17 protein-coding genes are annotated in these 20,254 nt (G+C 53.3%); 13 read left to right on the plus strand and 4 right to left on the minus strand.

Annotation, left to right across the window (positions count from 1 at the left end; genetic code table 11):
• Positions 1-34: 34 nt before the first annotated feature.
• The 4 genes from ACOSDR_RS11495 to ACOSDR_RS11510 all read left to right on the plus strand — a co-directional run bounded on the left by ACOSDR_RS11495 (position 35) and on the right by ACOSDR_RS11510 (position 6,369).
• On the plus strand, positions 35-2,449 hold the full coding sequence (locus ACOSDR_RS11495) for a TonB-dependent receptor domain-containing protein (RefSeq protein ID WP_420724917.1): 2,415 nt from the start codon (positions 35-37) through the stop codon (positions 2,447-2,449).
• Between the two features lie 68 nt (positions 2,450-2,517).
• Complete coding sequence (locus ACOSDR_RS11500; protein WP_420724916.1) at positions 2,518-3,240, plus strand: ferredoxin--NADP reductase; 723 nt, start codon at positions 2,518-2,520, stop codon at positions 3,238-3,240.
• A 12-nt stretch (positions 3,241-3,252) separates the two neighbouring features.
• Positions 3,253-4,614 carry an MATE family efflux transporter gene (locus ACOSDR_RS11505; RefSeq protein ID WP_420724915.1) on the plus strand — a complete coding sequence of 454 codons (1,362 nt, stop codon included), beginning with the start codon at positions 3,253-3,255 and terminating at the stop codon, positions 4,612-4,614.
• Positions 4,615-4,869: 255 nt separating this feature from the next.
• The gene (locus ACOSDR_RS11510) at positions 4,870-6,369 is read left to right on the plus strand and encodes a CoA-acylating methylmalonate-semialdehyde dehydrogenase (RefSeq protein ID WP_420724914.1); all 1,500 of its coding nucleotides are present in this window, start codon (positions 4,870-4,872) and stop codon (positions 6,367-6,369) included.
• Between the two features lie 56 nt (positions 6,370-6,425).
• Here ACOSDR_RS11510 and ACOSDR_RS11515 read toward each other — a convergent pair whose 3' ends face one another.
• Positions 6,426-7,277, minus strand: a complete 852-nt coding sequence (locus ACOSDR_RS11515; protein WP_420731346.1) for a helix-turn-helix domain-containing protein — start codon at positions 7,275-7,277, stop codon at positions 6,426-6,428.
• Positions 7,278-7,472: 195 nt separating this feature from the next.
• Here ACOSDR_RS11515 and ACOSDR_RS11520 point away from each other — a divergent pair, with 195 nt between their 5' ends.
• Genes ACOSDR_RS11520 through ACOSDR_RS11530 form a run of 3 tightly spaced genes read left to right on the plus strand, consistent with a single transcriptional unit; the run spans position 7,473 to position 10,940 of the window.
• Complete coding sequence (locus tag ACOSDR_RS11520; RefSeq protein ID WP_420731348.1) at positions 7,473-8,984, plus strand: glutamine synthetase family protein; 1,512 nt, start codon at positions 7,473-7,475, stop codon at positions 8,982-8,984.
• Positions 8,985-9,009: 25 nt separating this feature from the next.
• Entirely contained in the window at positions 9,010-10,347 is a 1,338-nt protein-coding gene (locus tag ACOSDR_RS11525) for an aromatic ring-hydroxylating oxygenase subunit alpha (RefSeq protein ID WP_420731350.1), read from the plus strand.
• On the plus strand, positions 10,347-10,940 hold the full coding sequence (locus ACOSDR_RS11530) for an aromatic-ring-hydroxylating dioxygenase subunit beta (protein WP_420731352.1): 594 nt from the start codon (positions 10,347-10,349) through the stop codon (positions 10,938-10,940). The genes ACOSDR_RS11525 and ACOSDR_RS11530 overlap by 1 nt, the downstream gene beginning before the upstream one ends.
• A 133-nt stretch (positions 10,941-11,073) precedes the next feature.
• Here ACOSDR_RS11530 and ACOSDR_RS11535 read toward each other — a convergent pair whose 3' ends face one another.
• Entirely contained in the window at positions 11,074-12,057 is a 984-nt protein-coding gene (locus ACOSDR_RS11535; protein ID WP_420731354.1) for an AraC family transcriptional regulator, read from the minus strand.
• Positions 12,058-12,195: 138 nt separating this feature from the next.
• Here ACOSDR_RS11535 and ACOSDR_RS11540 point away from each other — a divergent pair, with 138 nt between their 5' ends.
• Positions 12,196-13,080, plus strand: a complete 885-nt coding sequence (locus ACOSDR_RS11540; protein WP_420731355.1) for an NmrA family NAD(P)-binding protein — start codon at positions 12,196-12,198, stop codon at positions 13,078-13,080.
• Between the two features lie 308 nt (positions 13,081-13,388).
• On the opposite strand, the gene ACOSDR_RS11545 is transcribed toward ACOSDR_RS11540, so the two are convergent.
• Both ACOSDR_RS11545 and ACOSDR_RS11550 read right to left on the minus strand, forming a co-directional pair.
• On the minus strand, positions 13,389-14,495 hold the full coding sequence (locus ACOSDR_RS11545; RefSeq protein WP_420724907.1) for an ABC transporter substrate-binding protein: 1,107 nt from the start codon (positions 14,493-14,495) through the stop codon (positions 13,389-13,391).
• Between the two features lie 129 nt (positions 14,496-14,624).
• Positions 14,625-15,440, minus strand: a complete 816-nt coding sequence (locus ACOSDR_RS11550) for a HalD/BesD family halogenase (RefSeq protein ID WP_420731356.1) — start codon at positions 15,438-15,440, stop codon at positions 14,625-14,627.
• 260 nt (positions 15,441-15,700) lie between these two features.
• On the opposite strand from ACOSDR_RS11550, the gene ACOSDR_RS11555 reads away from it, so the two are divergent.
• The 5 genes from ACOSDR_RS11555 (at position 15,701) to ACOSDR_RS11575 (ending at position 20,222) form a co-directional block, all read left to right on the plus strand.
• A complete protein-coding gene (locus tag ACOSDR_RS11555; RefSeq protein WP_420724904.1) occupies positions 15,701-16,555 on the plus strand; it encodes an ABC transporter permease in 855 nt (284 codons plus the stop codon).
• A 3-nt stretch (positions 16,556-16,558) separates the two neighbouring features.
• Positions 16,559-17,329 (plus strand): ABC transporter permease, encoded by a 771-nt coding sequence (locus ACOSDR_RS11560; protein ID WP_420724903.1) that lies wholly within the window; start codon positions 16,559-16,561, stop codon positions 17,327-17,329.
• Positions 17,330-17,347: 18 nt separating this feature from the next.
• A complete protein-coding gene (locus ACOSDR_RS11565; protein ID WP_420731357.1) occupies positions 17,348-18,433 on the plus strand; it encodes an ABC transporter ATP-binding protein in 1,086 nt (361 codons plus the stop codon).
• A 55-nt stretch (positions 18,434-18,488) separates the two neighbouring features.
• On the plus strand, positions 18,489-19,400 hold the full coding sequence (locus ACOSDR_RS11570; RefSeq protein WP_420731359.1) for an NAD(P)-dependent oxidoreductase: 912 nt from the start codon (positions 18,489-18,491) through the stop codon (positions 19,398-19,400).
• 180 nt (positions 19,401-19,580) lie between these two features.
• Complete coding sequence (locus ACOSDR_RS11575; protein WP_420731361.1) at positions 19,581-20,222, plus strand: TetR family transcriptional regulator C-terminal domain-containing protein; 642 nt, start codon at positions 19,581-19,583, stop codon at positions 20,220-20,222.
• Positions 20,223-20,254: the final 32 nt, after the last annotated feature.

Genomic DNA, 20,254 nt, shown 5'->3' on the forward strand with positions numbered 1-20,254 from the left:
CAATCCATTGTCTGTTTCCAGGAGGGGTTTTCTCATGACGATTTTCACCACCGCCATTCGGTTGGCCGGTCAGTTCTGCGCAGTCCCAATCAGGGTGTCTGTCCTAACCGCAGCACTTCTATGCACGACGGGTATCGCCAACCTGCAACAGGCAAGTGCTCAGACAGAAGTGCAGGCGCGCAAAAATTTCACCATCGCGGCCCAGCCCCTTGCTGACGCGATCACGGCTTTTGGGATGCAGGCCAATATTCAGATTTCGGTCAGCCCATCCCTGGTGGAAGGCGCGCAAACGGAGGGTGTGAATGGTACAATGTCAATCGAAGAGGGGCTTACCGCACTGCTCAGTGGTACTGATTTCGTTTGGCGCAGCGATGAAAATGGTATCGCTATCGTGCAAAATCTTGCAACGGGTCCCCTGATCCTGTCGCCCCTGACGATTCAGGGCGAAAAGTTCAACCGCAGTTACTTGGACACCACGACCAGCGTGGGGGTCGCCACGGCAGACGATATCGACAAATACAAGCTGGATGAATTGTCGGATATCTTTAACACAATGGCCAATGTTCGGCATTTTCCCAGCAGCCAGGGCAACAAGGGAATGCAGATTCGCGGTGTCAGTGCCGATGGGGTTTCTGAGCCGGAGAATTCTGCACCGACTATCTCTGTCATCATAGACGGTGTTGCTCAGTCATCGGAAGCCTTGCGGCGCGGATCTCGCGGCACCTGGGACATGGAACAGGTCGAAGTACTGCGGGGGCCGCAATCAACGGTTCACGGTCCAAATGCGATGGCTGGTGCCATCGTCATGGAAAGCAGCGATCCCACCTATGACTGGGAGGCTGCGGCCAAAGGCGTCTATGGAACCAACGAACGCCGGGATGGTGCCTTGATGGTCAACGCCCCGCTTGTTGAAGATCAGCTTGCTATTCGTTTGGCGGCGGAAAGCAGAAGTCAGTTCAAGGATATTGAACCGGCCAATGAAGACGATCGCGTTCTGAACGATGATGACTATCGATCCTTGCGCGGCAAGGTGCTGATTGAACCGCGCCGGTTGGATGGCCTTAGCGTGACGCTGATGGCCAATGATGTTTATGACAAACCGTCATCGTCGACGGTGAATGGCAGCGATCTGTTCGAGCGGAAGTACGATTCGGGGGCGTCTGGTTTTTCCACCGCCGAAACCCGCGAGATGAATGCCAATAACTACAGCGCCGAAATGGTTTACGATTTTGACAACAGCCTGTCATTGACGTCTGTGACAACTTTTCACGATGCTGCCCTGTCGATCAATACCGCACCAGGTAACACCGCCTATGTCCGATCCGATACGCGCGATGACGAGAACATCACACAGGATCTGCGACTGACACTTGACGGCGCGAATGCCCTGACAGGGACAGTTGGGATGTATCTCGCCCGGCAGGACAAAGAATCCATCAGCAGCATATTCGTCGGTCTCGGGGCCGGTCTCGGGGTGACAGTTGATGTTAAGTCTGAGGCCCGGAATACGATTGATACAAGGGCAATATACAGTGACCTGCGCTACGATCTGGGAAGCGGCTTTTCACTGCTGGGGGGCGGTCGCATTCAGCAGGATACAGTCGCCAATTTTATTGACAGGGACGTAACCTCTCTTGCAGCAAATACGGCCGGTCAGGACATAACCTTTGCAAAGGATATGGACGCTGAAAGAACCGATGTCGCCATACTGCCAAAGCTGGGGGTAACTTATGATGTGACCAACAGTCAGGTTGCCGGCCTGACCGTCTCTCGGGGGTATCGACAGGGGTTTAGCCAGGTTGCCGACGAAACCAATTCCACCATCCGGGAGGTTGAGCCGGAATATGTCTGGACCACTGAACTATCGTGGCGTGACGAGAGTGCAAAGTCACTGAGCTGGGGCGCGAACCTGTTCTATAACTCCTATGAGAATCAGCAGGTCACGATCTCCAACAACAATGTCCTATCGTCGTTTAATGCCAAGGGATCGTATTCCTACGGCGCAGAAATTGAGGGCCGCGCAACGGTTTGGGATGGTTTCAGCGCCTTTGGGGCCCTTGGATTGTTGAAGACGCAGTTGGGGGAAATCAATGCGTCATCCTGCGCGAGTAACAGTTGTGAAGGAAATGATTTTCCTGAAGCTCCTGCGGTTACGGCATCGCTTGGGGGAGCCTGGGAAAGCAAATCGGGACTGTTCGCTGCTGCGGATGTGAATTATGCGGGGGAGTACTATTCAAACTCAGCCCTGACCAATAACGATACACAGCGGCTGAATGACTTCTTCCTGACAAACGTTCGGGCGGGGTATCAGTTTGAGGGGGTTCGGCTGATCGCCTATGTCGATAATCTGTTCGACAAGGAATATCTGACAAGCAGCACAAACAACCGAACCCAGGCAACCATTGGCGATGGACGGACGGTTGGCCTGCAATTGAATGCCAAATTCTGAAAATACTGTTGCGGCAAACAACAAGGTGGGGGTGCGCTCCCACCTTGTTGTCATGACGGGAGAATTGCATGCCTGAATGGCTGAAACGGCTTCTGCGTCCGGCTTATTTCCGTATCAATCATTGGCGCGGAAATCCTGGACAGGAAATTTACACGCTGGCGATTAGGGAGATTATTCATGAATATGATGATGTCTGTACATTCATCCTAGATCGCCCGGCAAACCTGAATTTTCAGGCGGGTCAGTATTGTCACGTCATTGCCCCCGGTGCGATCCTGGACAATCATCATGTTCAGCATATCTCATTTGCCAACGCGCCCCATGAGGATCGGATCATGATCAGCATGGATCTGGCGTCTGGATCCCGATTCAAGCGGCGGTTTCAGAAAGCGGCGATTAACGACACGCTGGGCCTGTTTTCCATCAGGGGTGAGTTCATACTGGACGCGGATGCGCAAGGCAGGCCGGTGCTGTTCATCGCGGGTGGAATCGGCATTGCCCCTATCCGTTCCTTAATCAGTCACATAGAAGCGCAGGGCACCCCCGAATGGTCTCTTGTCTATGCCGGTCGGAATCACCTCTACAAGGATTTCTGGTCGCCCTTTACGGGCCGGGTTTCGCTAGCCAATCGACAGACGGTTTTCACATCGATTGAAGCGTCCCTGCAAAGATGTGCGGCCCCCCTGGTTTATGTCTGCGGAAGTGGTGAATTCCTACGTGATATTAACACATTCCTGGTTGCACAGGGAATTCCAGTCGAATCCATCCATACAGAAAACTTCACCGATTGAGGGAGACCAGATATGGGTGAGGCTTTCCAGCGCAAATCCCTGTTCCAATTGACCCTGCCCCTGTTTTTGTTTGGCATCATGTCGGTCGGGGTGACATTCGCGGACACGATGTTATTGGCGAATTATTCTGATGACCTGGCAGCCTCGGTCAGTATGGCAAATCAGGTTCTTGGCATTGGCTATGATCTGTCCGGATTGATGTCGGTCGGGGTTTTAATTCTGATTGCACAATTTCTCGGCCGAAACGACGTTGCTCGTGCCCGCGAAATCGCCCAGATCGGATTTATCGCCAGCGCTTGTTTCGGCGTGCTGATTGCAGCGGGTGTGGCAGGAGGCGCTACCTTCTATACAGACTGGATCAATACGCCGCCGGAGATTCGCGATGGCGTCCTGCTTTATATCTATAGCATCTCGGTGACGCTGATTCTGTATGGCTTTATCAACACGGCAATTGCCACCTTGCGTGGCTTTGGTCGGACGATGGAGATACTGTGGTACGGCGTGATCGGTAATGTTGTTTATCTTGGGGCGAAATATGTCTGCGTCTATGGAGTCTGGATTGTCCCAGAAATGGGAATCCATGGTGCAGCGCTGTCAACTGTCATCATTCGCGGCGTTAACTTATGCATGTTGATCTGGTTTATGAAGGCCAAGCTGGGACTGACCATTCTTCGCATTCCAAAGGATATCTGGCCCAATTCTATTCGAATATTGAAACTTTCCTATCCCAGTGTCGGGGAGGCGCTGGGCTATCAATTCTATCAATTGTTCCTGGTGTCCCTGATTGCGGGGTTGGGGGTGACGGCGATTCTGACGCGATCCTATGCACTGACCATTACCCAGCTTCTGGCGATGATTATCGTGGTGATGTCTTACGGGAACGAAGTGCTGGTCGGCTATGACAAGGGGGCATCGGATAACGAAACAGCCTTTCGGCGTGGCCTGAAAACCGCTTTGATGACAGCAGGGGGTGTAATGACCATCGCTGGTCTGCTTTGGTTCTTCAGTGATTTCCTGGTGGCATTGTTCACGCAGGATGCTGCTGTTATCGCATCCGTACATTCTATTCTGTTGCTGCATATAATCGTGACGCCATTCCAGGCGATAAATCTGATCCTGTTTAATTCTTTGAAAGCCACGGGTGATGTTAATCGTCCGGTCATCCTGAATCTGACGATCACCCTTGCCTTTGCCCTACCTTTGGCCTGGCTTTTCACAGGGGTGTTGGACCTTGGGGTTCAGGGCCTTTGGTATGCTTTCATCCTAGAGGAGATATTCAAGGCAACAGCCATGCTTTTGCGATGGGGCTATCGATCATGGCAAAAGCTGAAGCTCTTGGAGGATACAGACGGAGAGACATCACTTGCTGTTTAATCGCTGCGGTTTGCGCTTGGCTATGCGCAGGGTTGAATGTTGTCGGTTTCAGGGCTATTGAAAAGATGGTGATGTCAAATATTCCCGCTGTGTCGTCGCTGGATTTAGCATAATCTTCAACAGTTTATTCTCGTTTGATTGTGTTCTGCTGGGCCAGGGGGAGAGTGATTGCTGCGCGCTGAATCGGGGCGTGCAATCATGATATCGAGCATAATCGGGTAAAACTTAGCAGCACTGAAAAAGGAAGAGTTCAACATGCAGGATATTGGGCATTTTATTAATGGGCAGCGTGTCGCCGGGAAAAGTGGACGGACCACGGATGTCTTTAATCCGGCAACCGGTGAGGTTCAGGCCAAAGTCGCCCTGGCTAATGCGGATGAGCTGAATGCCGCGATTGAGAATGCGAAAGCTGCACAGCCTGCCTGGGCGGCTCAGAACCCGCAAAAGCGTGCCCGTGTCATGATGGAATTTGTACGCCTGTTGCACCGGGATATGGATAAACTGGCAGAGGCCCTGTCGCGGGAACACGGCAAGACCATTCCTGATGCCAAAGGCGATGTGATCCGGGGCCTGGAAGTTGCGGAATTCTGCATCGGCGCGCCGCATCTGCTGAAGGGTGAATTCTCTGAAGGTGCGGGTCCTGGCATTGATATTCATTCTGTGCGCCAGCCCTTGGGTGTGGTCGCCGGGATCACACCGTTCAACTTCCCTGCCATGATCCCGATGTGGAAATTCTGCCCGGCAATCGCCTGTGGCAACGCCTTTATTCTGAAACCATCAGAACGGGATCCAAGTGTTCCCCTGATGCTGGCGGAACTGCTGATGGAAGCCGGGCTGCCGGCCGGGATTCTAAATGTCGTCAATGGCGACAAAGAGGCCGTTGATGGTATTCTGGATCATCCTGATGTCATGGCGGTTGGCTTCGTTGGTTCTACACCGATTGCCGAATATGTTTACTCACGCGGATGCGCCAATGGTAAACGGGTGCAGTGCTTCGGCGGGGCGAAGAATCACATGCTGATCATGCCTGATGCCGATATGGACCAGGCTGTCGATGCCCTGATCGGGGCCGGCTATGGTGCCGCCGGGGAACGCTGCATGGCGGTATCGGTTGCTGTGCCGATTGGTCAGGAAACGGCGGATCGTTTGGTTGAGAAATTGAAACCCCGCGTTGAGGCCCTTAAAATTGCGCCCTATACCGCTGGCGACGATGTTGATTTCGGCCCATTGGTAACACGCGAAGCCTATGACCGCGTCCGCAATTATGTGGATATCGGGGTGAAAGAAGGCGCTGAACTTGTCGTCGATGGCCGTGATTTCAAATTGCAGGGCTATGAGAACGGCAATTTCATGGGCGGCTGTCTGTTCGATCACGTCACCAAGGAAATGCGGATTTATAAAGAGGAAATCTTTGGTCCGGTTCTGGCCGTTGCGCGCACCGATACCTATGAAGAAGCGCTGGACCTGGCGATGACCCACGAATATGGCAATGGCGTTGCCCTGTTCACACGGGACGGTGATGCGGCCCGGGACTTCTCCAGCCGTATCAATGTCGGCATGGTGGGGATCAATGTGCCGATCCCGGTTCCAATCGCCTATTACACCTTCGGTGGCTGGAAGCGGTCCGGCTTTGGTGATTTGAACCAGCATGGACCGGATGCGTTCCGCTTCTATACGCGGACCAAGACCATCACATCCCGCTGGCCGTCAGGCATTAAAGATGGGTCGGAATTTACCATCCCACTTATGGGATAAAACAGTACCTAGTGATTGGGGGCGTGCAGTTGGATTCACTGCCGCCCCCGGTTGCTCTAACGATGCAATCCGTCCGCAATCATTGTGCGGCGAAAGGCATTCGGGTTGATCCCGATCTGAGATTTGAAAAATCTGGAAAAATTTCCTGGCGTTGCGAAATGGAGGTCTTCGGCCAGATCCGCCATTGGATCTGACGATTGCGTCAACAGGGTGATGGCCCGCTCCATCCGGATGGCATTGCTGACGCGGTTTGGCGTTACACCGGTGCATTTCTTGAACAGATCAAAGAAGTGAGGGCGCGACAGGCCAACTTCTTCAGCGACTTCGTCCAGTTGGGTTGGCGCATTGGAACTGTACAACAGGTGCATCGCGCGCCGGATGCGATAGTCATAAGCAAACCGTCTCCCCTCTGGTGATAGGGACCGCAGGGTCCCTTTCTGTAGGGCCTGCACCAGATCCACCAACAGGCCAGAAAGATCGCCTGTAATGGACACGGGGTGGATGGATTGGGTCGAAGACAGGATCAGATCATGCAGATGATCTGTGATGCAATTGGCCCAATCAGATCGATCCGCGATAGGGGAGGGAAAGAATCGCCCGAAACTGTCCAGGCCATTTCCCAAGCCCATATCACGCAGCCATTCCGGTTCCAGATACAATGTCAGAAACCGTGTTGGGGCCTGTCCTGGGACCGGCGACCAGGCATGGGGTTCCCAGCGATTGATCAGAATGGCGGTGGAGTGTGTCGCGGGGTACAGGCGTCCCTTGACCGCAAATCCGGTGTTAGATCCCCCGACTTTCAGAATGATATGCAGATGATGGTGCACATGGATTGCCAGCGGCGCATCCATATCCATGACGCCGATACGCCCAAAGGGGCCAAATGCAGTTGCGATAGGGTCGGACATTCTTCCGTCTTGCCTGTTGGGATCTGAGGGTAGCCTAGCATACCGGCGGCCGGGCACAATGCGTCTTGGGTTTCCAGTCTCGCGGATTAATCCAGAAAATCAGACTTTTTGCTAATTTTGCCGGGCTTGGGCTCTAGGATACAGGATCAAGCGCCCGTATTCTGCCAGCGGTGTTTGGTAAGGAGCCGCTCAATCATGGGGAATGAAAAGGGGCCGTCAGAGGCGGATGGTTTTATCGCATGTCACGGGTTATGGGATGCGCAACAACACAGTCTGGTTCAGGACTGTTTGGATCGAATTCAGCACGAACAGATCACGCTGATCCGGTTAATCTGGTGCGATACCCATGGCATAACCCGGGCAAAGGCGGTAACGCCGCAGGCATTCAAATCGGTGCTGGTCAATGGCTATAGCATCGGGGCGGGCAGTTGGAGTCTGGATGCGTCTGGTGGGCGTGTGTTTCAGACGTTCACTGCAGGCGGCGGCATGGGCCTGTCTGAGATGACAGGATCGCCCAATCTGATTTTGGTGCCCGACCTGACCAGCTTCCGCCTGGCAACCTGGGCACCGGGTGTCGCCCTGGTGGTTTGTGATGATTACTTCCGCGATGGACGGCCGTTTTATTTCTCCCCCCGCCACATCCTGCGCAAGGCGCTGGCACCATTGGTTGATCGCGGGATTACGCCTCTGATCGGGCTTGAAATTGAATGGACGCTGATGCGTCTGTCTGACCCGGGCGCGATCACAGCACCGGAAATCAATGGTCCGGGACAGCGCGGCGCACCCCCTGCCTGCCTGCCCGCAGAGCCTGGATTTTCCTATGATTCTGAAACAAACCTGGATCGGGTCCAGTCACTTTTGACCACCTTGACGACGCATTATTCTGATCTGGACCTTGGGTTGCGGTCCCTGGACAATGAATTGGGGGCGGGTCAAATCGAGTGCACATTCTTTCCGAAACCAGCCTGGGAAGCGGCGACGGACGCCTTGATCTTTCGCAGTGCGACGCGTCAGATCTGTCGCCGTCATGGTCATCTGGCCAGCTTTATGACCTTCCCGGATGGGGCGGGCCTGTTCCCTAGCGGATGGCATTTGCACCTGTCCCTGACCGATACGAAGACCGGTCAAAACCTGTTCATGCCAATGGAGGGGGAGGCCTGCCTATCGACAATGGGGATGAATTTTCTGGCCGGGCAATTGGCCCATGCGCAGGAGGGGATTGCCTTTGCAACGCCCAGCGTCAACGGATATCGGCGGTTTCGGATGAATTCTCTGGCCCCTGATCGGGTCTCCTGGAATGTGCAGCATCGCGGGGTAATGTTACGGGTTCTAGGCGGCGCGCAGGATCCCGCCAGCAGGATTGAAAACCGCGTGGGGGAACCTTGCGCGAACCCCTATCTGTTCATCGCGGCCCAGATCGCAGCGGGATTGGACGGTATGGATCGGAACCTGACCCCCTGGGCCGCGGATGACAATCCCTATCAATCGGACCGCCCGATGCTGCCGACATCTCTGAAGGACGCACTGGATGGGCTGCAGCAATCCAGTTTTTATCGGCAGACCTTCGGGGAGATCTATATCGACTATTTCCTGCGGATGAAACGGGCCGAAGTGGCGCGATATGAGGCGTTTTTAAATGCGGATCGGGTGGATCCGACCAAAGGTGTCACCGCATGGGAAATGCGGGAGTATTTCGATGCCTTCTAAATCCAGAACCGGGGAGGATGACAGGATGCCTGATTTTGATTTTGAGGCGCTTATCCATGAAGAAAAGGTGCATCGCAGCCTGTACACCGATCCAGATATATTTGCCCTGGAATTGACGCGGATATTCGGCGCGACATGGGTTTATCTGGCCCATGAAAGTCAGATTGCCAACCCGTATGATTTCTTTCAGACGAAGCTGGGGTTGCGCCCGATCATCGTCACGCGGGATGGGGATAACCAGATCCATGCCCTGTACAATCGCTGTACCCATCGCGGGGCGACAGTATGCCGTCAGGCGAAAGGGTCAACACGATCCTTTCGGTGCCCCTATCACGGATGGTCCTACAGCATTGCAGGCGATCTGGCCGGGGTGCCGTGGCGTGAAGGCTATGCCCACAATCACAAGGAAGACAACCGGTTTAATCTGGCCCGAATTCCCCGCGTCGAGTCTTATCGCGGTTTCATTTTTGGCACTTTGAATTTGGAGGCAGCGCCGTTGGTTGAGCATCTGGCCGGTATACGGAAACCGATCGATGATTGGCTTGACCGTCATCCAGGCGGCAAAATCGCCGTCTGTGAGGCGAACCGGATGAAGTTCAAGGGCAATTGGAAGCTGGCCTATGACAACAGCGCCGATGGCTATCATGTGATCTTTTCCCATCGGTCCCTGCTGATGATGGAAAACCGCTTTTCCCCCGATGATGAAAAGGGGATGTCATTCTATAAGCAGCATCCCGATGATGGCCCGATCCGCGTGCATTACTATGGCAATGGGCATCATTTCAAAGACAAGCGCCCGACGCTGGCGAACCATCCAGGGGCGCTGTGGCAGATTGAGGGGAAACATCCGGGCATGGAAGGGTATGAGGCCGACCTGCGAGAGAAGTATGGCAAGGAAGCAGACTATTATCTGGACCTTGCGGCGGGCATTCCCATGAACATCAATGTGTTTCCAAACCTTCTGATCCTGGGAAATCACATCCAGGTTCTGGAACCACTCTCCTATACGGAAACGGCAACGACCTGGTACGGGACCGCCGTGGTGGATGAGGAGAATGAGTTGAACGGTGCGGCGGACGCTATCAATGCCTTGCGCATGCGCACACAGGAACAATTTCCCCTGTTCGGAGAAGTTGATGACCTGACCAATTTTGAAGAAATTCAGGTTGGTCTGGGTGCCGAAGAAGACCCCTGGGTCTATATGGACCGTGGCTTGGGACTGCCAGGCCGGTTTACGGAACAGGACGGTGTGATTTCCGGCCCCGCGACAGACGAAGTCTTCATGCGGGAATACATGAAGCATTATAAAAAGCTGATGATGGACGATCCAACTCTGTCAATCTCACGGGGAGGAGCGCAGTAATGGTAACCGCTCCTTTCAATCCTTCCGAGACATCTCATTACGTCACAGATGTTTACTACGCGGATCTGGTCTCTGCTTTTGCTGGCTGGGATGACAGCGCCGTGCTGTGTCATGAACCCCTGGTGTTGGCTGGTGCTGAAAGCCTGCTATATCGGGAGGCGCGCTATCTGGACCAAGCACAGTTCAAGCAATGGTTGGACCTGTTCGCCCCGGAATGTATCTATTGGATTCCAGGGACCTGGAATCGGGGGGATCCAAGGCGGGAAATCACCTTCGCCTTTCATGATCGGCGGCAATTGGAAGATCGGGTGTACAGACTGGAAACCGGCTATGCTTGGTCGCAACAACCAGCCAGCCGCACCAGCCGCCTGATTTCGAATATCGAGGTGTTCCAGACCGACCAACCCAATGTCTTCATGATCCGGTCAAACTTCAATATGACAGAGTTCTGGAATGGCGAGTTGCGTCCCTGGGTTGGCTATGCCGTCCATCGCGTTGAGCAGTTAAAGGCAGGTGGATTCCAAATTCTGGCAAAGCAGGTGAACCTGCTGAATTGCGACCAGAATATACGAAACCCCAGCGTGACCCTCTAATCACTCGCCCTTACGACATGTATAAAAGATACACCCTGCCAAACTGTTCAAACAAACGGGGCCATCTCTCTGTACTGAAGACGCCAGCGATTGACGGAGGGCGGCTAATTGCCCTGTAAACCAGGGCTGATACTCAATTAATGAAATGATCGCGACCATGAAGGAGCAGGTTGTTTGGAGACGACCGGCGTCGTTGATCCGTGGTGCCGTCTTTGCCATGGCGACTGTATTGCCGGGGTGAACATCCCATCACCCGCTTGAAGGCTGTGCCGAACGCGCTTTCGGATTCGTAGCCGAGCGCCGAAGCAATTGTGGGGATTTTGTCTCTCGACGTTGCCAGTCTTTCACTGGCGAGCAGCATGCGCCAGCGTGTCAGATAGTTCATGGGCGTCAGTCCAACGGTCTCCTTGAACCTAAGTGCGAACGCTGTCCTGGACATGCCAATATTTTGAGCCAGTTCCTGTAGAGTCCAGCGGCGTGCGGGATCAGCATGTATGAGGTCGATCGCTTTTCCCATCTGCTTGTCGGCCAGGGCAAAGAGCCATCCCACGCGGCCCTCAACCGCTTCACTTAGATACAGCCGTAACGCTTGGACGAGCATTAGATGCGCCAGGTGCTCCGCCACTAGGCTGCTTCCCGGTTGTGCATCCCGTACCTCTTGTCGCATGCGCTTAAGAATCCAGCGCAGGAAAGCCTGATCCGCTTCATTGCGAATGTGTATGATCGGCGGGAGTATGCCGAGCAAAATATCGGTGTGATCTCCGACCAATGTGAAGCGGCTGCCGGCAAGAAAAAAGTCGCCCCCGCCATTGCATTTCGCAATTCCGCCACGCCGTGCCGGCTCAAAGACTGTATTCGCATCGATAGACGGCACGCTGAGGTCACTTGCGAGCTGGAATGGCCTTCCTTTTGTCAAAAGAAAACAATCCCCCGTCTGAAGATGCACAGGGTCGGATACGCCTTCCATGGCCAACCAACACTGACCGGAAATTAAGGCGTTGCACTTGATGCCTTCGTAGCTGGGAAATTGGACTGACCAATCGCCGCCCGCTTCAAAGCCAGCGGAAACATAACTATGGGGTTTCAACAGAGCGAGAATATCTGAAAGGGGATCCATTTGATCATTCTGAACGATTGCGATTAAAAATAGAACTGTAAAGCATAGACCGTTCATTTTCCAGAGGTAATTATAAGATACCTAAGGGCAATCGAGCCCATTACTAAGACCAAATTCTGAAATCATTAGGAGATTCCCTTGATTGTCATTACTGCGCCCACGGGCAATATCGGTAGCCAGGTTCTTGCAAATATTCTCGATAGCGAGGAGCGTATTCGTGTGATTGCGCGAGATCCTTCCAAACTGGCTCCGCAAGCGCTGAATCGTGTCGAAGTGATCGAAGGTTCTCACCGTGACTCTGCTGTTGTTGCGCAGGCTTTCGAAGGCGCCGACCGTGTTTTCTGGCTCGTGCCAGCCGACTTGCGTGCGCCAAGTGCCGAAGCGGCCTATTTGGACTTCTCGCGAGCGGGCTGTGATGCGCTTAAGGCATTCGGCGTCAAGCATGTGGTTGGCATCTCAGCGCTTGGGCGCGGATGGTCGAAGGATGCGGGCCATGTTACGGCAACTTTGAAGATGGACGATCTAATTGCAAGCACCGGCGTTAATTATAGAGCCTTGGCCTGCGCCAGTCTCATGGAGAATGTCATGCGGCAATCTGCGTTGATCAAGGATCATAGCGCATTCTACTGGCCAACTCCTGTTGATCTTAAAGAGCCAGCATGTGCCACCCGCGATGTCGCCGCAGTAGCAGCACGCTTGCTGCTTGATCCGTCCTGGACCGGCGTTGATAGCATTCCGATGCTTGGTCCAGAGGATATCTCCTATCATGAAATGATGGGGATCATTTCGAAAATGACAGGCAAAACGGTGCAGTATCACTTCATGAAAATGGACGATCTGAAATCAATGATGATCAATCGGGGGGCGTCGGAAGGTATGGCGCAATCCATGGTCAACATGATGACAGCCAAGAACGAGGGTATGGATCATTTGGAAGAACGCACGCCGTCTTCTTCTTACGATACACCGACCGGCTTCCGCCAATGGTGTGAAGAAGTGCTAAGGCCTGCGTTATTTGGGTAAATTGTAAAAATGGTTGGGCTTCAATGAAGCGTTCGCCCTGATGATCTGTGGTTCTGTGAACGGACTGTGCTTCATAAATCCGTTTCCACGTGAAAAATAGCGAGGTTTAAAATCTTTTCACTAGAATGGAACAAATAAGGCGTGTGAGGCTATATGCGCAAACTTTGACACTTCATTGTGAAAACAGTCAACGTCTCCGCTTAGTCCACCTGCCCGAGTTTTATGACAGTGAGGCGAGGCAATCAGGTATTTAAGCAACCAGGGTGAGGCGCGCGCGTCAGCCCCTCCCTCTGACGCGCGCGGCCTCGTTACGACAGCTTCACTTCATCAAACACGGCCTGATATTTTTGGCGAATGTCTGATGAAATTTCACGCTGGAACTTAGAAGTTGAGATGACGACGTCCGGATCGGTGATCCCCAATTCGGCGAGTCGTTCATCGGTTACGGACTCATATGCTTTGGCATTGCCGCTGCCATAGCCATAGGAGTTGATCAGGAAAGCGCCAACTTCTGGTGACATATAGGCGTTGATGAATTCATAGGCCAGGTCTTCCGACCCGCTGCCACCATTCATCATGACAAGACCGTCCGTCCAGGTGACAATGCCTTCCTTGCATTTCATCAGGGCCATATCGATACCCTGCTTGCGCAACATGGCGACAGACGCATTCCAGCCATAGGCAGCAACGATCTCTCCATTCGCAAAGGCCTGTTCCATATCGGTCTGGCTGGACCAATAGAAGCGGACCAGTTCCTTTTGCGCCAACAGGGCTGCTTTCGCTTTCGCCAGTTCCGCATCACTCATCGCCCAGGGATCTGCCGCACCGGTATAAAGTCCCCCGACAATCAACAGGCCTTCCAGAGAATCGCGTGACGCGATGCGCCCCTTATAGCGTTCATCCCACAACAAGCCCCAGGATTCCTCCGTCACTTCTACCTTGTCGCGGCGATAGATGACCGAGGAATTCCCCCAGCTCAGTGGGGCCTCCCACAATTGACCATCCATCGTAACGATCTGTGATAATTCAGGAAAATAGTCATCAATATGGGTCAGGCGAGACCGATCAATTGGCTTTAACAGCCCGGCATCGCGATACTTTCCGACGATAAAACTGGTATGGTGACCAAGATCCGGACGGAAGCCCGCATGGACCTTCTGGAAGCCTTCTTCATCGGACCCCATCAATGTGAAGTTTGGCGCAGGATGGGCATCGAAATAGGCCGGGGCCATTTCTGGAATGTCATATCCAGACCAGGACAGGATGGTCAAAGACCCATCTGCAAGTGCGCTGCCGGACCGTGTTGTCGTCGCAAGACCAACACCGACGGCCCCCATCATCTGAAGTAAACGCCGACGTGTAACGCGCCCGCATTCCAATTCGTCAATCAACCAACGCTGTAGACCACCTTTCATGTCATCCTCCCTTGCTTCATGTATCTCCCAGTCAAACCATAAGATAAAGTTTGACGGATGTTCAACAAATTTATTTTCTAACGCCTGTAGAGCGATTAATTTCCGGCGCCGGAAGAGGCTGTCCGAAAGTTACGCCGTCGCAGTGCTTTCGCGTCCATAAACGGTTGCATTGACTTCCGGATCGCCAATTACACCGGGTTCGAATTCATAGACAAATACGCCCATGATCCGCATTTTATCGCCCTTCACTTCAGAGACGCGGTGCAGGGAATTACAGCCCCGGAATATACACAGGGACCCCGCATGACGGGCGACAGAGACTGCGTCCTGTGGGCATTCACCCATCACAACCTTGCGCACATAATCATAGTTTTGATCGTTATCACTGCGCGTATTGGGCACCAGTTGGAAGTCGCCACCAGCGTCCGGGGCCTGAAGCATCAGGGTCATCGTGAACGCATTCACGGAATCGAAGTGCCAGGATGATCGATCCCCATTTTCATAACATAACAGGTTTACGGGTTGGCAGGGATCTTCATTGTCGTACAGCTTTTCAGCCCCGACGATGTCTGCGATGAAGGATCGCGCAACATCCCAGTGATACAGTGTCTTGACCGGGGAGTCTTGGGGGATCAGATCATAGGCGATCATCCGTGTGCTGGCATCCATCATCAGGTTTTGAGGGTGGTCTTCCGGTAAAGACGGATCCCCTTTGCGATGCAGATAACAATTGCGGCGCGATTTGTTGTGATGGGCGTTCACCCTGGCGGCCTTTGCATCCGCAACGGCTCGTTCCAAAGCCGCAGGGCGAATGAAATCAGGCAGCGATACATATTGATTTGCGTCCAGTTCCCGCTTCAACCGGGCCACAATTTCAGCACGCGCCGGGCTGGCCGGGTCTTGAATGGGATAGGCATCAAGATTGATGACATCTTCTGGGCGCATAAAGGCATTTCCTTTTCATATCGCTTAATAGTGAGGCAGAGCGTTACAGAAAATGCTGCAACATTCAATATAAATTTGTTGGACGTCCGACAAAGAAAATTAAATAGCCATTGGAACAATTAATCCTAACAGCAAGCTATAAAATATGTTGGACGACTGACAAATTTTTTAATAAAGTCGTTGTTGCGTTACGCCAAATGAATAGCCCAAGATACAAAAACTAAGGACGGAAGTGAATTTCGTCAGGATGGGGACAGCGCATGTCACGGCGTTCCAATAGCCCGTATTTCTTATTGACGCCAGCAATGTTGACGACCGTTGCGACGCTGGCAATTTGTATGGTGGTGCTGATGGTGCTGGCAGTGGCGCGCCAGAGTTACCTTGATATCGATCTGACATTCTCCACGCATAATGTTGAATTGGCCCTGACCAGCCCGTTGATTTTGAAATTGATGGTAAAGTCAGCATTGATCTCCTTTGGGGTGACACTTCTGTCTCTGGTGCTGGCCTATCCCATTGCGTATCTGCTGGCCTTTGATCTGACCCGCAACAAGCTGCTGTGGCTGATGCTGTTCACCCTGCCGTGTTGGATCAGTTATCTTTTGCGTGTCCTGTCTTGGAAGCTGATTCTTGGCTATCAGGGGATGATAAACACCAGTCTGATCGGGTTGGGGATTGTGGATCAGCCGATAGAGGCCCTGCTGTATAATTCAACATCCGTGGTGATCGCATTGACCCATGCCTGGGCGCCATTTGCGATCCTGCCAATATATGTCAGCCTGGAGAAAATAGACCGGTCCCTGATCCGCGCATCGGGGGATTTAAGCGACACACCGATGCAGACCTTCTTTCGGGTGATCCTGCCGCTTTCCCTGCCAGGGGTAACAGCGGCCTTTGTCTTGGTGTTTATCCCGACTTTCGGAGATTACGTGACGCCCCATTTATTGGGGGGACCGACCGGGGTTATGATCGGAAACTTTATCGCCATGCAGTTTGGCGCTTCTAACAATTGGCCTTTGGGCGCGGCTGTCGCGCTGCTTGCCATGCTGGTCGCAACGCTGCTGGTTTGCATTTTCATCGCAGGTTCCAGGCAAGCCATTAAGGCAATTCGGTAGGTCATGATGCGCAAAGTAAGACTCTTCTATGCAATGATTTATTTCATTGTGCTGTATTTACCGATCGTCTTGATCATCGCCTTTTCGTTCAATGATTCTGTTTATATCGCCTTTCCATTGAAGGCGTTCACACTGCGCTGGTATCAGGCGGCAATGGAGAACCAACAGCTGTTGTCGGCGTTTTCCAACAGCATGATCATCGCGGTGACAACGGCGATTCTTGCGACATTCAGCGGCATGCTGGCTGCCATGGCGACCACCCGCTATCGGTTTCGGGGGCGGTCTTTGGCGACGGTTTCACTTTTTGTGCCTTTGGCTTTGCCGACGGTGGTGACGGGTGTCGCATTATTGTCGATCTTCATGATGACGGGGCTAGGTCTGTCGCTGGCGACCGTCATTTTGGGGCATCTGATGATCTGCACGCCGTTTTCCTATGGCGTTCTGGTTTCCCGGTTTGACGGGTTAAGCCCGGATTTTGAGCGTGCCTCCATGGATTTGGGGGAACCGCCCCTAGCAACCTTCTTCCGTGTCACATTGCCCCTGGCCATGCCCGGCATTGTGTCCAGCCTTTTGCTGACATTCACGATCTCCTTTGATGAGTTCATTCTGGCCTTCTTTCTGTCCAGTAATTCACCAACCTTGCCGGTCTTTATGTGGAGCCAGATGCGGTTCCCGGACCGTCTGCCGCTTGTCCTCGCATTGGCCAGTGTCGTGATCATTGTGTCTAGTATTCTGATTGTGATCTCGCAGCGGCTAAGATCGAAACAGGCTTAATTTTTTAAGGACTTTACTATGACGGATGATTTCATCTCCTTACGGTCGATCCGAAAGACTTATGGGCCTGTGATCGCGGTGGACAATGTCGATCTGGATATCGCCAAAGGATCCTTCTTTTCCCTGTTGGGGCCGTCTGGCTGTGGCAAGACGACATTGCTGACCATGCTGGGCGGCCTGGACAGGCCAACGTCGGGGCGGATTATGATCGATGGCGTCGATGTCACGTCGGTTCCATCCTATCGACGCCCGACCAACATGGTGTTTCAAAGCTATGCAATTTTTCCGCATCTCAGTGTTGCGGATAATGTGGGGTATGGCCTGCGTCGCCAAAAGCTGGCCCGGCCGGAATGGCAGCGCAGAGTCGATGCAATGCTGGAATTGGTGCATTTGGAAGGATATGGCGACCGCAGTCCTTCGCAATTATCGGGCGGGCAGATGCAGCGTATCGCCCTGGCGAGGGCCCTTATTGTACAGCCTAAAGTCTTGTTACTGGATGAACCATTATCGGCGCTGGACAAGCGCCTGCGTCAAAGCATGCAGATAGAATTGCGGGCGATCCAGCGAGAAGTCGGTATTACTTTCGTCTTCGTAACCCATGATCAGGAAGAGGCGCTGACCCTGTCCGATAAAATTGCGGTCATGTCCAAAGGAAAGGTTCTGCAATGCTGTCCGCCAACCGATCTGTATGATCTGCCCGTCAATCGAGAGGTCGCAGAATTTGTGGGCGAAATGAACCTGATCCCTGGCATCGTAGAAGCGCAGGAGCCCGGATTTGTTTCCATCACCATGCCGTGTTTCGGAGACCTGCAATTTCCCTCCGGCGGTCGACGATTTGCGAAGGGGGATAAGGTGTTGGTCGCCATCCGACCGGAGAATTTTATGATCGCCAAGGATTCGAACGGGTTGAGCCTGAAGATCATCAACCGCGCTTATTTCGGGACACATCTGCACTTCATGATGACCGGGGATGGCCTGGAAACACCTTTGACCGTATCTGTCCCCTCTGCAGTGGCCCGGGCGCATGGCAAGGCCGTGGACAGCGATCAAATGACCGTTCAACTGGTGCCTGAATCGGCCGTGATTCTGCCCCAGATGGGGTGAGTTTCTCTCGACCCAGGCTCGTTTTCACACACACATCACAACAGGACACATATTCATGCGTATTGGCTTTATCGGACTTGGGACAATGGGCGGCGCGGCCTCTTTGAACCTAATCAAGGGCGGGCATGAGCTGACCGTCTGTGATTTGGATCGTAATCGTGGCAAGGCGCATTTGGAACTGGGTGCACAATGGGCGGACACACCGGCCCTGGCCGCTGCGGGTGCCGATGTAATATTCACCATGGTGTTTGGCCCGAAACAGATTGAATCCGTGTTGCGCAGTGAGAATGGACTGCTTTCTGCGATCCAGCCGGGGCAGGTCTGGATTGATATGACCACCAATGAACCCACTCTCAGCCGGGCGTTGGCAGCCGAAATTCATGCCAAGGGGGCCATCGCGATTGATGCGCCTGTAACAGGCGCAGTAGATGGTGCGCGCAATGGCAATATGACGCAATTTGCAGGCGGGGATGAGGCGACGATTGAGCACCTGCGCCCGATGATGGAACTGATGGGACCCGTGCATTTTATGGGGCCGAATGGATCCGGGGCGATCACCAAGCTGGCCAGCAATCAACTGTGGGCCATTCATGCGACCGCAATGGGCGAAGCCCTGGTCATGGCCGTAAAGTCCGGCGTGGACCTGAAGCGCGCCTGGGAAGCACTAAAGATTGGGGCGTCGGAAAGCTGGTGCATGCATCACGACGCGCCCTCTGTCTTTCAAGGGCATTATGATCCGTCCTTCACATTGGATCTATGCATGAAGGACCTGAATTTGATCGTAGGGGCCTGTGATGCCGCCGGGACGGAAGCCAGTGTCACGCGCTTGGTACGGGATCGCTTCCTGAAGGCGCAAACCACCTATGGCGGGGACAAGGGGGAATTGCATGTTGTAAAACTGGAGGAAGATGCCGCGGGCATTTCCTTGCAAATGGAGGGAGATTGGGTCCCGCATTGGCAAAAATAACCAGGCGGCTAGAACAGGCGGGCAGCACGTTCTCTCTTCTAGGCAAGCTGGCCCATACCAGCTTCTGGAATTGCCATAGTCCGGCGGAACAGGGTACTGTTAACCTTGGTTGAAAATATGCCGGACATCCAGCTTATCAAAATGACTAAAGTGCTGGTGTTTCGTTGCTGGGAGAAGAATATGCTGGAAAAGCGCAAGGCGAAAGAGCGGCCCCGGACGCATCCTGAGATTAATGAATATCGGCGCAATGCATTGATTGAAGGCACAATCCGATCATTGGCCGAACATGGCGTCGCCGGTACAACGGTCCGTTCAATCTGTGCCGAGGCAGACAGTTCCCGTGGCTTGATGAGCCATTATTTTGAAAGCAAGGAACACCTGCTGGAGATTGCGTTTCGGCACCTTTATGACACGGCGGCGAATTATGTTGCTAAGTGTCAAGCGGCTGTCGGGGATGATCCGGAAAAGCAATTGCGTGCCCTGCCAATGGCTGTTTTTTCACCCAAGGTTAATACGCCCTTGATACGCAATGCCTTTATCACCTTCTGGCATGAAATTCGGTTTAATCCGCTGGTCCGGGAAGCGAACAGTGAAAGCTATCGTGCCTATCAGGATCGAACGGAAACATTGTTTGCTGCTGCAGCCAAACAGCACGGCGTTACCATCGATGCCCGCCAAGCGTCGATTGGTTTGATTACCATGATCGATGGGCACTGGTTGGTGTTATCCACCTATGAACGCATGACATCGCGTGACCGCGCCATTAAGTGCTGCCAGAATTACATCGATTTGCAATTGGGCATTCCTGTCGCAACTGCATAGAACACCCCGCCTCACGGTAAGTGCGGCGCGGG

The sequence above is a fragment of the Hwanghaeella sp. 1Z406 genome (genome assembly GCF_048892425.1).
In the GTDB taxonomy this organism is placed as follows: domain Bacteria; phylum Pseudomonadota; class Alphaproteobacteria; order UBA8366; family Aestuariispiraceae; genus Pacificispira.

What these genes read in the sequence shown, in the direction of transcription:
- ACOSDR_RS11500 (WP_420724916.1), top strand. Translation starts at nt 2,518, where the DNA reads ATGCCTGAATGGCTGAAACGGCTTCTGCGTCCGGCTTATTTCCGTATC.
- ACOSDR_RS11510 (WP_420724914.1), top strand. Translation starts at nt 4,870, where the DNA reads ATGCAGGATATTGGGCATTTTATTAATGGGCAGCGTGTCGCCGGGAAA.
- ACOSDR_RS11560 (WP_420724903.1), top strand. Translation starts at nt 16,559, where the DNA reads ATGATGCGCAAAGTAAGACTCTTCTATGCAATGATTTATTTCATTGTG.
- ACOSDR_RS11575 (WP_420731361.1), top strand. Translation starts at nt 19,581, where the DNA reads ATGCTGGAAAAGCGCAAGGCGAAAGAGCGGCCCCGGACGCATCCTGAG.
- ACOSDR_RS11550 (WP_420731356.1), bottom strand. Translation starts at nt 15,440, where the DNA reads ATGCGCCCAGAAGATGTCATCAATCTTGATGCCTATCCCATTCAAGAC.
- ACOSDR_RS11495 (WP_420724917.1), top strand. Translation starts at nt 35, where the DNA reads ATGACGATTTTCACCACCGCCATTCGGTTGGCCGGTCAGTTCTGCGCA.
- ACOSDR_RS11570 (WP_420731359.1), top strand. Translation starts at nt 18,489, where the DNA reads ATGCGTATTGGCTTTATCGGACTTGGGACAATGGGCGGCGCGGCCTCT.
- ACOSDR_RS11505 (WP_420724915.1), top strand. Translation starts at nt 3,253, where the DNA reads ATGGGTGAGGCTTTCCAGCGCAAATCCCTGTTCCAATTGACCCTGCCC.
- ACOSDR_RS11530 (WP_420731352.1), top strand. Translation starts at nt 10,347, where the DNA reads ATGGTAACCGCTCCTTTCAATCCTTCCGAGACATCTCATTACGTCACA.
- ACOSDR_RS11520 (WP_420731348.1), top strand. Translation starts at nt 7,473, where the DNA reads ATGGGGAATGAAAAGGGGCCGTCAGAGGCGGATGGTTTTATCGCATGT.
- ACOSDR_RS11545 (WP_420724907.1), bottom strand. Translation starts at nt 14,495, where the DNA reads ATGAAAGGTGGTCTACAGCGTTGGTTGATTGACGAATTGGAATGCGGG.
- ACOSDR_RS11525 (WP_420731350.1), top strand. Translation starts at nt 9,010, where the DNA reads ATGCCTGATTTTGATTTTGAGGCGCTTATCCATGAAGAAAAGGTGCAT.
- ACOSDR_RS11515 (WP_420731346.1), bottom strand. Translation starts at nt 7,277, where the DNA reads ATGTCCGACCCTATCGCAACTGCATTTGGCCCCTTTGGGCGTATCGGC.
- ACOSDR_RS11555 (WP_420724904.1), top strand. Translation starts at nt 15,701, where the DNA reads ATGTCACGGCGTTCCAATAGCCCGTATTTCTTATTGACGCCAGCAATG.
- ACOSDR_RS11535 (WP_420731354.1), bottom strand. Translation starts at nt 12,057, where the DNA reads ATGGATCCCCTTTCAGATATTCTCGCTCTGTTGAAACCCCATAGTTAT.
- ACOSDR_RS11565 (WP_420731357.1), top strand. Translation starts at nt 17,348, where the DNA reads ATGACGGATGATTTCATCTCCTTACGGTCGATCCGAAAGACTTATGGG.